The sequence below is a fragment of the Arthrobacter sp. Soil763 genome (genome assembly GCF_001428365.1).
In the GTDB taxonomy this organism is placed as follows: domain Bacteria; phylum Actinomycetota; class Actinomycetes; order Actinomycetales; family Micrococcaceae; genus Arthrobacter.
The window spans coordinates 404,297-416,857 of record NZ_LMSH01000002.1; the positions used below are offsets into that span (position 1 = coordinate 404,297).

A 12,561-nucleotide genomic window follows, 5' to 3' on the forward strand; every position below is an offset into this window, starting at 1 on the left:
CTGCGCGCTGGCTGGAGGCAGGACGGCCGCGGGTAGAGTACAGCCATGCCCACCAGCGCCGACCGCCCCGCCGCCACCGGCGCCCGTCCCGCCCCGCAAGCACGCCAAAGCACCGGCCCCGGTTCGCCGGGCGCCGGCCCCGGACACGTCGGCGTGGAGGAGTTGCTGGATACCGCCCGGGTGGTCAGCCTGCCGATGCGCGTGAAGTTCCGCGGGATTACCCGGCGGGAGGCCCTGCTCCTGCCCGGACCGCGGGGCTGGGCCGAGTTCTGCCCCTTTCCCGAGTACGGCGATGCCGAGGCCGCCCGCTGGCTCTCGGCCGCCCTCGAAGCCGGCTGGCAGGGCTTCCCCGAACCCCTGCGGGACAGCATCCCGGTGAACGCGACCGTCCCGGCGGTGCCCGCGGAGCGCGTACCGGAGGTCCTGGCCCGCTTCGGCCGGGTGGACGCCGTGAAGGTCAAGGTCGCCGAGGCCGGCCAGACGCTCGACGACGACGCGGCGCGGGTGGACGCCGTGCGGGCCGCGCTGCCGGACGCCGCCATCCGGGTCGACGCGAACGGCGGCTGGGACGTCGACGGTGCGGTCGAGGCCCTGACCCGGCTCGCCGCCGTCGGCCTCGAATACGCCGAACAACCGGTCCCGGACATCGCCGGCCTCGCCGAGGTGCGGCGGCGGCTCCGGGCCGGCGGTGTTCCGGTGCTGATCGCCGCGGACGAGAGCGTGCGCAAGGAGGACGACCCGCTCAAGGTAGCCCGCGCCGGCGCGGCGGACCTGGTGGTCGTCAAGGTGGCGCCCCTGGGCGGCGTGCGGCGCGCGCTCGAGATCGTGGCGCAGGCCGGACTGCCCGCCGTCGTCAGTTCCGCCCTGGACACCTCGGTCGGGATCCGCGCCGGCCTCGCCCTGGCGGCGGCCCTGCCGGAGCTGCCCTACGCCTGCGGCCTCGGCACGGTGTCGCTGCTCGCCGCCGACGTCACCCGGGACCCCCTGGTCCCCGACGACGGCGCCATCCGGCTCCGCGACGTGCGTGCCGATCCCGGGCTGCTGGACGCGTTCGCCGCGCCGCCCGAACGCAGGGACTGGTGGCTGGACCGGCTACGGCGGGTGCACGCCGTCCTGGCCTCCCCGACCGCTCCGTAGCGGCCCCGTCGAACGCCGGAAACGGCGCTGGCGGAGCGGCGGACGGGTTCAGCGGAATGTGAGAGCGTTCACCCTGTCGTCACCTTCTGGACCGCTCCGCGTTGTCCGCCGCTGGCAGGCTGGCCGGGACGCATCCCTAAAGTTTTGGAAGGTCCCACCCATGCCTGTCTCCTCCGGACGCAAGTTTTCCCTGCTGCCCATGCTGGGCCACACCAAGGGCAAGCGCAGCCCCGTGACCTGTGCCCTCAAGTGCGACAACGCCTGCTCCGGCGAGGTCTGCAACAGCAGCTCGAACGACTACTTCCGCGACATCGCCTCCGCCACGATGTCCCGCCGCACGGCGCTGGGCTTCGGCGCGGCCGGTGCGCTCGCCGTCGTCTTCGGCAACGCCGTCACCTCCGCGGAGCCTGCCGCGGCCGGGGGACCCGGGCTGGCCGCCGCAGCGAAGCAGGGCTTTGAGAAGTCCAAGCTGCGCTTCACCGCGATCGCGCCGGTCGACGCCGCCGTCGACGCCTTCACCGTGCCGGCCGGCTACAGCTGGCAGCCGATCATCCGCTGGGGTGACCCGCTGTTCAACGACTCGCCGGCGTTCGACGCCGACCGCCAGAGCGCGGCTGCACAGGCACGCCAGTTCGGCTACAACAACGACTACACGGACATCCTGCCGCTGGACGCCAAGGGCCGCCGGGCCGTGCTCTTCACCAACCACGAGTACACGAACGAGGGCATCATGCTTCCGGCCGGCTTCGACGCCGCCGAAGCGCGCTCGATCGGCCGCGCCGCCCACGGACTGACCGTCGTCGAACTCGAACGCCGCAACAAGAACCAGCCGTGGCGCTACGTCAAGGGCGCCGGACTGAACCGCCGCTTCCTGACCGACACCAGCTACGAACTGACCGGCCCCGCCGCCGGGTCCGCCCTGGTCAGCACCATCGCCGACCCCGCCGGCCGCACCATCAAGGGCACCCTGGGCAACTGCTCCGGCGGCACTACGCCGTGGGGCACCATCCTCTCGGGTGAAGAAAACTTCAACGGCTATTTCGTCGCCGCCGGAACGTCCGCAGAAGACAAGCGCTACGGCCTCACCAGCAAGCCCACCGCCCGCCAGTGGGAGCTCGATGACCCCCGCTTCGACACCCGCAACCCCGGCTACGCCAACGAGAGCAACCGCTTCGGCTGGATCGTCGAGGTGGACCCGCAGGATCCGACGTCGACGCCGAAGAAGCACTCCGCGATGGGCCGCTTCAAGCACGAGGGCGCCAACGTCATCGTCGCCGCCTCCGGGCACGTCGTGGCCTACATGGGCGACGATGAAAAGTTCGACTACCTCTACAAGTTCGTCTCCAAGGACAAGTACCGTCCCGGCACCACCGCTGCCGACCGCCGGCACAACATGACGCTGCTCTCCGAGGGCGACCTCTTCGTGGCGAAGTTCACCGGTGACTCCCCGGCGGCGGAAATCGACGGCTCCGGGAAGCTCCCCGCGGACGGGGCCTTCGACGGCGCCGGCGAATGGCTCCCGCTGGTGGTGGACGGCAAGTCCAAGGTCGCCGGGATGAGCGTGGAAGAAGTGCTGGTCTACACCCGGCTGGCGGCGGACAAGGTGGGCCCCACCAAGATGGACCGCTGCGAAGACGTACAGCCGAGCCTGCACACCGGCAAGGTCTACGTGGCCTGCACCAACAACTCCGACCGCGGCAAGGCCGGGAAGGAAGGCGCCACCGAGGTCAACCCGCGCAGCCTCAACCGCGACGGGCACATCGTGGAAATCACCGAGCGCGGCGACCAGACCTCCACGGTGTTCAACTGGAACCTGCTGATGGTCTGCGGCGACCCGGCCAAGAACACCTCCGCGTACTTCGCCGGCTTCCCCGCCGACCAGGTCTCGCCGATCTCCTGCCCGGACAACCTGGCCTTCGACTCGGTGGGCAACCTGTGGATCTCCACCGACGGCGCACCCTCCAGCACCGGCTACGCCGACGGGCTCTTCAAGGTCACCCTGGCCGGCCCCGAACGCGGCCGCGTGGAGCAGTTCCTGGCCGTCCCCCGCGACGCCGAGACCTGCGGACCGATCGTCCACGACGAGGAACGGCACGTCTTCGTCTCCGTGCAGCACCCGGGGGAAGACGGCAGCTTCGAGGCACAGAACTCCTACTTCCCGGACTACGTCGCCGCCGGAGCCACCCCGAAGCCGGGCCAGGCCCGGCTTCCGCGCCCCTCCGTGGTCCAGGTCTTCCGCACCGACGACTAACCTCCTCGCCCCTCCCGGCGCTCCCTCACGTCGGGCGGGTTTCCGGGGGACGCTCCCTCACTTCTGGTTCTTACAGGTCCAGAGGTGAGGGAGCGTTTGCGTTTAAGCGGCCAGAGGTGAGGGAGCGTCTGCGTTGGGGGCGCCGGAGGTGAGGGAGCGTCGGGGGTGGGGGGAACTGATAATTTGAACAGTGTGAATAATCCGGCCGAATTGGTTGTCCCCAGAGTCCAGGCAGCTATTGCCTCCGCGTTCGGCGAGGAATACCGCCAGACGGACCCGGTGATCAGGCCGTCGCAGTTCGCCGACATCCAGATCAACGCCGCCATGGCGCTGGCCAAGAGGGTCGGCCTGCCGCCGCGCGACGCCGCGGCCAGGATCGTGGAGGCCCTGGACCTCGACGGCGTCTGCAGCCTGGTCGAGATCTCCGGCCCCGGCTTCATCAACCTCACCTTCGACGGCACCTGGATCGAGGAGCTGCTCAACGCTCCGCAGCCCGCCGCGGGCGCGCAGCCCGCGCCGCTGCACCGCGTCGTCGTCGACTATTCCTCCCCGAACGTCGCCAAGGAAATGCACGTCGGCCACCTGCGCACCACGGTGGTCGGCGACAGCATCGTGCGCGTCCTCGAATCGCTCGGCCACACCGTCATCCGGCAGAACCACATCGGCGACTGGGGCACCCCGTTCGGCATGCTGATCGAACACTGGCTCGAGGTGGGGGAGGACTCGCCGGAGGCCGCCCTGCTGGTCGATGACCCGAGCGCCTTCTACCAGGCCGCCCGCGCGAAATTCGACGCCTCCGCCGCGGCCGCAGGCGACGAATCTGACGGCTTCGCCACCCGCGCCCGGCTCCGGGTGGTGGCCCTGCAGAGCGGGGACCCGGAAACCTTCGCGGTCTGGCAGCGGCTCGTGGCCCAGTCCAAGCGCTACTTCAACGCCATCTACTCAATGCTCGGCATCAGCCTGACCGACGACCATATCGCCGGCGAGAGCTCCTACGACGCGCATCTGGCACAGCTGTGCCAGGAACTCGAGGAACGCGGCATCGCCCGGGTCAGCGAGGGCGCGCTCTGCACCTTCCCGGCCGGCTTCACCGGCCGCGACGGCGACCCACTGCCGCTAATCATCCGAAAGTCCGACGGCGGCTACGGCTACGGCACCACCGACCTGGCCACGATCCGGTACCGGGTCCGGGAACTGGAAGCGGACCGGGTGCTCTACGTCGTGGGCGCGCCGCAGAACGTGCACCTGCGGATGGTCATGGCGACGGCCCGGGACGCCGGCTGGCTGCCGGACACGGTCGAGGCCACCCACGTCCAGATCGGCAACGTCCTCGGCGAGGACGGCAAAATCCTCAAGTCCCGCGCCGGCAACCCGGTCAAGCTGATGGCGCTGCTGCAGGAGGCCGTGGACCGGGCCCGGGCGGTCATCGACGCCAGCCGGCCCGAACTCAGCGACGACGAGCGGGCGGTCACGGCCCGGCAGGTGGGCATCGGCGCAGTCAAGTACGCCGACCTCTCCACCGGACACGACACCGAGTACGTCTTCGACTTCGACCGCATGCTCGCCCTCAGCGGCAACACCGGCCCGTACGTCCAGTACGCGGCCGCCCGGATCCGCTCCATCCTGCGCAAGGCCGGGGAACTCGAACGCCACACCGGTGCCGACGCCGCACCTGCGGCGAGGATCGCCGTCGTCGAACCGGCCGAACGCGCCCTGGCCCTGCACCTGCTCGACTACGACGCCACGCTGCGGAAGGTCGGCGAACAGCTCGAACCGCACCGGCTCTGCGCCTACCTGTTCGAACTCGCCCAGCTGTTCACCTCCTTCTACGACCAGTGCCCGGTCCTCAAGGCCGGGGACACCGTCCGCGACTCCCGGCTGGCGCTCTGCGGCCTGGTCCTGCGCCGGCTGTCCGCCGGCCTGGACCTGCTCGGCATCGAGACGCCGGAGAACATGTGACTCCGGCCGGGGAGCCTGCCGGTTCCGACGGCGGCGGGGAGCCGGGCGTGCCCGCCGCGGGCGGTGCGCTGGGCGCGGTGGAGGCCGCGCGGGTGGCCGTCGCGGCGCTGCTGGCCGCCGGGGTGCGCTCGGTCGTTGTCGCCCCCGGCTCCCGCTCGGCACCGATGGCCTACGCCCTGGCCGAGGCCGACGCCGCCGGCCGGGTGGAGCTGCTGGTCCGGATCGACGAACGCGACGCCGGCTTCACCGCCCTGGGCCTGGCCCTGGCGACCGGCGCCCCCGCAGCCGTGCTGACCACCTCGGGTACCGCCGTCGGCAACCTGCTGCCAGCCGTGATGGAAGCCAACCACGCCGCCGTGCCGCTGGTGGTCCTGTCCGCGGACCGGCCGGAGGAGCTCCGCGGCACCGGCGCCAACCAGACCACCGTGCAGCCGGATCTCTTCGGCGACCACGTCCGGTTCGCGGCCGACGTCGCCGCCGGGGACAACCCGCTGCGGGCAGTCGAGACCGCGCTGAGCGCCGCCACCGGCGCGTTCGAGGATATCCCGCCCGGCCCGGTGCAGCTGAACCTCGCCTTCCGTGATCCGCTGGTCCCAGCCGACGGCGACCGCCTGGGCGGCGGCGAGGAGGTCGGACGCCGGATCCACCGCGCCCCGCGGCACCCGCTGGCGCTCGATTTCCCGGCGGCCTCCGCGGCGCTGCCCGAGCGGCGCACCGTGGTCCTGGCCGGACACGACGCCGGTCCGGTCGCCGAGGCGTTCGCCCGGGCCCACGGCCTTCCGCTGCTCGCCGAGCCCTCCTCCAACGCCCGGTTCGGCCCCAACGCGGTGGGCCCGTACCGGCTGCTGCTGGAGCATTTCGGCCCGGAATCCGGCCAGCCGGTCGAGCGCGTCGTGCTGTTCGGCCGCCCCACGCTGTCCCGGCCGGTGTCCGCCCTGCTGGCGCGGGCCGATGTCCCGTCCGCGCTCTACCAGCCCGTGCCCGTCGCCTGGTACGAGGCCGGCCGCCGGACCGAGCTGCCCCTGGAAACCCTCGCGGACCTCGCCGACTTCGCCGGCCGCGGCCCCGCCGCCTGGCTCGACGCCTGGCTGCTGGCCGGCGCCGCCGCGCAGCACGCCCTGGACCAGGTGCTCGCCGGTCCCAACGCCGGGGCCGGGGCCGGCACGCCCGCCACCGGCCCCGCCGTCGGAGCCCTGGTCTGGGAACACGCCCGCGGGCAGCTGGTACTGGGCTCCTCCAACGGGATCCGCGACGTCGACCTGGCCGGGGCGCCGCCGCAGGAACCCCAGGCCACCGTCTTCGCCAACCGCGGCCTGGCCGGGATCGACGGCACCCTCGCCACCGCGACCGGCATCGCCGTCGGCGGCCGGCAGGAAACCACCGTGCTGCTGGGCGATGTGACGTTCCTGCACGACGCCGGCGGCCTGCTGCTGGGCGCGGGGGAGACCGAGCCGCCGCTGCGGATCGTGGTCCTCAACGACGCCGGCGGGGCCATTTTCGGGCTCCTGGAGCACGGCGCCGTCGAGCAGTCCGGCCGCTACGGCACCGCCGTCGAACGACTCTTCGGCACCCCGCACTCCGTGGACCTTTCCGCCCTCGCCGCCGCGTACGGCGTCGCGCACCGCGCGGTGGGCACGACGGCGGAGCTGGCGGCGGCGCTGGCGGAACCCGTGACGGGCCGCAGCATCATCGAGGTCCGCGCCGACCGGCGGGACCTCCGGGCACTGCACGGACGCATCCGCACCGCGGTCGCCGCCGCCGTGGCCGGGGTCCTCGGCGGATAGCCGCCCGGGCCGCCGCCCGCAGGGTGACGCAGTTACTGCCTGGCGCGGCGCTCATCGGCGGGCGACGCGCCAACGCCCTTTCGACGCCTGATTACCTGTAGCGCCCAGACATTGGCGCAGCGTGAAACCGCCAGCGGGTCGGATTTTCCACATGGCTGTGACCCTTAGTGGTGTGATCTCCGGCCGGTCTGGGAGCGTCAGCCCATGACTGAGTTGCCAAGGTTGATTTTGGCCCGCGAACACATCGAGCACGGGCTTTCGCCCAAGGAGCTGGCACGGCGCTGCCGGTCCGGGGCGCTGGTGCGGGTGCGCCAGGGCGTCTATGTCGACGGCGGCGTGTGGCGGGCCCTGAAACCCTGGGATCAGTACCGCCTTAGGGTCAGTGCAGCCGCGGAGACATTCGTTGCCCCGACGATTTTTGCCCGGCACTCCGCGGCTTCGGTATGGAAGATACCGACCATCGGGATCCGGCAGCCCGTCCATGCCCTGACGCTGCAGAACGACGGCGGCCGCTCACGGGCGGGCGTGCGGCGGCACTACTCGCCGCAGGACGGGCTGGAATATGTCGAACGCGACGGGCTGTTGGTGACTAGCAGGGTTCGCACCGTGCTGGATCTTGCCGCCTTCACGCCCTTTGCCGAGGCGGTAGTTCCCCTCGACTACGTCCTGAAACCCGACGCCGAGCAGCGGCTGTCATCCCTGACCAAAGAGCAGCTTCTGGCCGGGATCGAGGGGAACTACTCGGCGGCGGCGGCACGGCGGATCAGGACGGTGGTGGAGTTCGCTGATCCGAGCTCTGGATCGGCGGGGGAGTCCTTCGGGCGGGCGCTCATGCGTGTGGCCGGGCTTCAGGCCCCGGACCTCCAATACGAGGTTCGTGATGAGGCGGGACTCGTGGGCTACACGGACTACTACTGGGACGATGTGCGGATTGCAGGTGAGTTCGATGGCGTCGAGAAGTACCTCAAGCCCGAATACCTCAAGGGCCGAACGCCGGCACAGGCCGTCATCGATGAAAAGATGCGGGAAGACCGGATCCGGGCGCAGGGATATGGTGTGGTCCGCTGGGTATGGTCGGATCTGATAGAGCCGAGCCGGCTGGAGCGGAAGCTTGCGGCGGCCGGGGTGCCCCGGCGTCGTGCCCGCTCTGCTGGAGAAGTCCGGCGGGGATGACACGCGAACCACTTCTCGACGCGCAAATGCCCCTGCGCTGCCGGAATTCGGCAGCGCAGGGGCATTTGCGCGTCGCAAGCGGAGTCCCGCCGCAAAAAAGGAAAGCGGTGCGGGATTACTCCGCGATGTCGATGTGCGTCGGGTCGAGGACCCGGCGCAGGAATTCCTGGGTGCGGGGCTGCGTCGGGGCGCCGATGACCTGTTCGGCCGCGCCCTCTTCGACGACCACGCCGCCGTCCATGAAGACCACCCGGTCGGCCACCTCGCGGGCGAAGCCCATCTCGTGGGTCACCACCAGCATGGTCATGCCTTCCTTGGCCAGGTTCCGCATGACGGCGAGCACATCGCCCACCGTCTCAGGGTCCAGGGCCGACGTCGGCTCGTCGAAGAGCATCAGTTCGGGGTCCATGCTCAGCGCCCGGGCGATCGCCACGCGCTGCTGCTGGCCGCCGGAGAGCTGGTCCGGGAAGCGGTCAGCGAGGTGGTCCAGACCCACCCGCGCGAGGTTCTTCCGGGCCACTTCCGCGGCGTCGGCCTGGCTGCGCTTGAGCACCTTGGTCTGCGCGATGGTGCAGTTCTGCAGTGCGCTCAGGTGCGGGAAGAGGTTGAACTGCTGGAACACCATGCCGACCTTGCGGCGCATCTTGTCGATGTCCACGTCCGGGTCCGTCGACTCAAAACCACCGACGTGGATGGTGCCCACGTTGGGCTGCTCAAGCAGGTTCACGCAGCGCAGCAGGGTGGACTTGCCGGAGCCGGACGGTCCGATCAGGCAGACCACTTCGCCGGGGGCGACCTCCAGGTCGATGCCCTTGAGGACCTCGTTGGAGCCGTAGGACTTGCGGAGCTCCTTGATGGAGACACCGGCGGCCTGGATCTGCTTCGCGGCAGCCGATGACGTTGATTCAGCCATGGTGACTCCTAGCCCTTCGTCTTGGCGGTTCGGGATTCAAAGCGGCGGGCCAGAATGCCGAGCGGAACGGTGATGATCAGGTAGCAGGCGCCGGCAATCACGAGCGGGGTCAGGCCGGCGTTGGGCTGGGTGATGCCGTCGCGGCCGAACTTGGTGAGCTCGTACTGCGACGCGGCCAGGCCCAGCAGGTAGACCAGGGAGGAATCCTTGGTCAGCAGGATGACCTCGTTGGTCAGCGGCGGCAGCACGATCTTGAAGGCCTGCGGGATCACGATCGAGACCATGGCCCGCCAATGCGGCATGCCCAGCGACCGGGCGGCCTCCAGTTGGCCCTTGGGGACCGCCTGCAGGCCGGCGCGGAGGGTTTCGGCGATGTAGGCCGCGGCCACCATGCCCAGCGCCAGCATCACCGTGACGTAAATGTCGAACCGGACGCCGAAGGCGGTCGGGATGCCGAAGCCGAAGGCAATGAACACCAGCAGCGCCGGGACGCCGCGGAAGAACTCGATGTAGAGGGTGGCGATCCAGCGCCACACCGCCACCGAGGACAGCTTCATCAGCGCCAGCAGCAGGCCGCCGGACAGGCCCACCACGAAGCTCAGCGCGGTGTAGATCAGGGTGTTCTTCAGCGCCAGGGTGATGATCTCCGGGAACTGCTTGACCGCCGAATCCCAGTTGAAGAATGCCTTGCCGATGGAGGCCCAGTCGGCGAAAAGAATAAACAGGACGACGGCGAGCGCCAGCAGTCCGTACTGAACGGACCGGCTCACGCGGGCCCGTTGGCGAACAGTCATTGCCATGTGATTTGCCTTTTACATGTTGCGGGGCGGTTCCGGGTCAGGTCGCGGCCGAGGCCGGTGGCTGAGCCGGAACCGCCCTGCTGTGGTCGGTCCGGGCGGGCAGGTTACTTGGCGGCTTCGCCGAACCAGGTGGTCTTGAGCTTTGCCATGGTGCCGTCGTCAGACAGGCGCTTGAGCGTCTTGTCGACGGATTCGGTCATCGCCTTGTTGTCCTTCTTGACCGCGATGCCGAGCTTCTCGCCGGTCTTGTAGGTCTCGGCGAACACCAGGGAGTCATCGCCCTTGGCTGCGAAGCCCAGCACGGACTGGTTGTTGATCGCGGCGTCGACACCGCCGGTCTTGATCGCCTGGATCAGGAGGCCGGTGTTCTCGTACTGGATCGTTTCCAGGCCCTTGGACTTGGCGTACTCTTCGCCGGTGGTGCCCTGCTGGACGCCGACCTTCTTGCCCTTGAGGTCGGCCAGGTTCTTCAGCCCGGACGCCTTGGTCACGAGCAGCGACAGGTCGTCGTCCAGGTACGGGGTGGAGAAGTCCATGACCGTCTTGCGGGCGTCGGTGATGGAGATACCGGAGATCGCGACGTCGCACTGGTTGGTGTTGAGCGCCTGGCCGGACTGGATGCCTTCGAACGCCACGGTCAGGACGTTGGGCTCGACCTTGAGGTCCTTGGCGACCTCGGCAGCCAGGTCCATGTCGAAGCCGACGTTCTTGCCGTCCTTGACGAACTCAAACGGCTCGTAGGGGATGTCGGAGCAGACCGTGAGCTTGCCGGACTCGATCAGCTTCACGCCGGAGTCGGTGGTGGTCGATCCGCCGGAAGAGCTGCAGCCGGTCAGGGCGAGGGCGCCGACCGCTGCGATGGCGGCCGCCTTGGCCGCGGAACCGGCCAGGAAGGAACGGGAGATCAGCATTATTTACCTTTTGTTGCAGGGGCATGCATGACTAAAACGGCTTATAGTCTATCGCCGAATAAGAGATGTGCATCACAGAAAACTAAGATTCACTATTGGATAACTAATCCCGCCCATAGTACAAGCCCTTCTCCGGCGAGCGTGTCTGTGATCCCGGATTCCGCGCCTCCGGTGCGTGCGCCCGGCGGATCGAGCGGCCAGCCGGGACGGCCGCGCCCCGCGCACCGCCGTGCCGCCGTCAGGAACTGATGCCAAGGGATTCCAGCATGGGGCGGAACTTGGCCCAGGTCTCGGCGAGTTCGGCCTCGGGCACGGAGCCCTCCACGACGCCGCAGCCGGCGTAGAGCCGGACCGTGTCCGGTCCCTCGATGACCGCCCCGCGCAGCGCGATGCCCCATTCGCCGTTGCCGGCGGCGTCGAGCCAGCCCACCGGGCCGGCGTACGGGCCGCGGTCCAGGTGCTCGAGCTTGCGGATCAGCGCGCCCGCCACGGTCGTGGGCGTGCCGCACACCGCGGCCGTGGGGTGCAGGGCGTTGATCAGCGCCAGACAGGTGGGGACGTGGCCCTCCACCTCGGCCAGTTCGGCCTTGACGTCGGAGGCGAGGTGCCAGACGTTGGGCAGTTCCAGGATGAACGGTTCGCTGTGGGCGTTCATGGCCTCCGAAAACGGGGCCAGCTGGGTGGTCAGCGAGGCGATGGCGATGTCGTGCTCGTGCCGCTGCTTCTCGGATCCGGCCAGCACGCGCTCGGCGAACTCCAGCGGCGGCCCGTCCATGCCCTCGGCGTCCCGGCGGTCCAGGGTTCCGGCCAGGACCCGGGCCTGCGCCGTCCTGCCCTCCACCTGGATCAGCATCTCGGGCGTGGAGCCGACCAGGCCGTCGACGCCGTAGGTCCAGCACTCGCGGTAGCGCACCGCGAGTTCCCGCAGGATCCCGGCCGCGGTGACGCCGTCGGGCACGGTGGCGACGACGTCGCGCGCCAGCACCAGCTTCTCCAGCGCGCCCGTGCGGATTTCGGCGACCCCCTCGGCGACGGCGGCCATCCATTCCGCCTCGCTGAGCGAGCCGGTGCTGAGCTTGGCCTCGACCGCGGGGCGGACGGCGGTCCCGCCCGGGGGCGGGGCGGCCGCCGTGCCGGGGGCCTCCACCCAGCGCCGCAGGGCGGCACGCGCACCGGCGTCGGTGAGCTCGACGCCGTCGAACGTCAGTTGCGTCAGCCACGCCCTGCCGTCCCGCAGACCCACCACGATTTCGGGGACGATCAGCCGGGATTCGTGCGCGGAGGTCTTGGAGAAGGCAAAGGAACCGAAGGCCACCGGCCCGGTGCCGGGGCAGTCGACGGCGTCCGTGACCTCGGCCTCGAGGACCAGGTGGCGCCACCAGATGTCGGCTTCCAGGAACCGGTCCGGGCCGGTGGCGGTGAACCGGGCGACCTCGCCGAAGCCGACCAGGCCGGCCTCGCGCCGGGTCCAGCAGAGGACGTCGTCGCGGACCAGAAACGACGGCAGCCCCCCGGGGAATGACTCTGCATCAAGGGGGACTGTCAGGGTCCTGATAATTCTGGTATGGAGCGCGCTCGTCATGATGAGCTAACACTACTCCCGCCGCGCGCCGCGCCCCGGCCGGAAGGCGGT

9 protein-coding genes are annotated in these 12,561 nt (G+C 70.1%); 5 read left to right on the forward strand and 4 right to left on the reverse strand.

What is annotated here, in order from left to right; translation table 11 throughout:
• The first annotated feature begins 45 nt into the window (after positions 1-45).
• From ASG71_RS05480 to ASG71_RS05500, 5 genes are all read left to right on the forward strand, one after another.
• Positions 46-1,137, forward strand: coding sequence for an o-succinylbenzoate synthase (locus ASG71_RS05480; RefSeq protein WP_082574898.1), 1,092 nt, complete (start codon positions 46-48; stop codon positions 1,135-1,137).
• 160 nt (positions 1,138-1,297) lie between these two features.
• A complete protein-coding gene (locus ASG71_RS05485; RefSeq protein ID WP_056737685.1) occupies positions 1,298-3,388 on the forward strand; it encodes a PhoX family protein in 2,091 nt (696 codons plus the stop codon).
• 210 nt (positions 3,389-3,598) lie between these two features.
• Positions 3,599-5,347, forward strand: a complete 1,749-nt coding sequence (gene argS / locus ASG71_RS05490; RefSeq protein ID WP_082574900.1) for an arginine--tRNA ligase — start codon at positions 3,599-3,601, stop codon at positions 5,345-5,347.
• Between the two features lie 47 nt (positions 5,348-5,394).
• Positions 5,395-7,131, forward strand: coding sequence for a 2-succinyl-5-enolpyruvyl-6-hydroxy-3-cyclohexene-1-carboxylic-acid synthase (gene menD / locus ASG71_RS05495; RefSeq protein ID WP_056738550.1), 1,737 nt, complete (start codon positions 5,395-5,397; stop codon positions 7,129-7,131).
• 204 nt (positions 7,132-7,335) lie between these two features.
• Positions 7,336-8,304: a type IV toxin-antitoxin system AbiEi family antitoxin domain-containing protein gene (locus ASG71_RS05500; protein ID WP_056737687.1), complete on the forward strand. Its 969-nt coding sequence runs from the start codon at positions 7,336-7,338 to the stop codon at positions 8,302-8,304.
• Between the two features lie 115 nt (positions 8,305-8,419).
• On the opposite strand, the gene ASG71_RS05505 is transcribed toward ASG71_RS05500, so the two are convergent.
• The 4 genes from ASG71_RS05505 to ASG71_RS05520 all read right to left on the reverse strand — a co-directional run bounded on the left by ASG71_RS05505 (position 8,420) and on the right by ASG71_RS05520 (position 12,510).
• Positions 8,420-9,217 (reverse strand): amino acid ABC transporter ATP-binding protein, encoded by a 798-nt coding sequence (locus tag ASG71_RS05505; RefSeq protein ID WP_056737688.1) that lies wholly within the window; start codon positions 9,215-9,217, stop codon positions 8,420-8,422.
• Between the two features lie 8 nt (positions 9,218-9,225).
• Positions 9,226-10,017 (reverse strand): amino acid ABC transporter permease, encoded by a 792-nt coding sequence (locus ASG71_RS05510; RefSeq protein ID WP_056737689.1) that lies wholly within the window; start codon positions 10,015-10,017, stop codon positions 9,226-9,228.
• A gap of 104 nt (positions 10,018-10,121) precedes the next feature.
• A complete protein-coding gene (locus ASG71_RS05515; protein WP_056737690.1) occupies positions 10,122-10,928 on the reverse strand; it encodes an ABC transporter substrate-binding protein in 807 nt (268 codons plus the stop codon).
• Between the two features lie 238 nt (positions 10,929-11,166).
• Positions 11,167-12,510, reverse strand: coding sequence for an isochorismate synthase MenF (locus ASG71_RS05520; RefSeq protein ID WP_056737691.1), 1,344 nt, complete (start codon positions 12,508-12,510; stop codon positions 11,167-11,169).
• Between the last annotated feature and the right edge of the window lie 51 nt (positions 12,511-12,561).

Bases quoted from the DNA above. Each gene is read 5' to 3' on its own strand.
- ASG71_RS05480 (WP_082574898.1), top strand. From the start codon at position 46: ATGCCCACCAGCGCCGACCGCCCCGCCGCCACCGGCGCCCGTCCCGCC.
- ASG71_RS05485 (WP_056737685.1), top strand. From the start codon at position 1,298: ATGCCTGTCTCCTCCGGACGCAAGTTTTCCCTGCTGCCCATGCTGGGC.
- ASG71_RS05500 (WP_056737687.1), top strand. From the start codon at position 7,336: ATGACTGAGTTGCCAAGGTTGATTTTGGCCCGCGAACACATCGAGCAC.
- ASG71_RS05505 (WP_056737688.1), bottom strand. From the start codon at position 9,217: ATGGCTGAATCAACGTCATCGGCTGCCGCGAAGCAGATCCAGGCCGCC.
- ASG71_RS05510 (WP_056737689.1), bottom strand. From the start codon at position 10,017: ATGGCAATGACTGTTCGCCAACGGGCCCGCGTGAGCCGGTCCGTTCAG.
- ASG71_RS05515 (WP_056737690.1), bottom strand. From the start codon at position 10,928: ATGCTGATCTCCCGTTCCTTCCTGGCCGGTTCCGCGGCCAAGGCGGCC.
- ASG71_RS05520 (WP_056737691.1), bottom strand. From the start codon at position 12,510: ATGACGAGCGCGCTCCATACCAGAATTATCAGGACCCTGACAGTCCCC.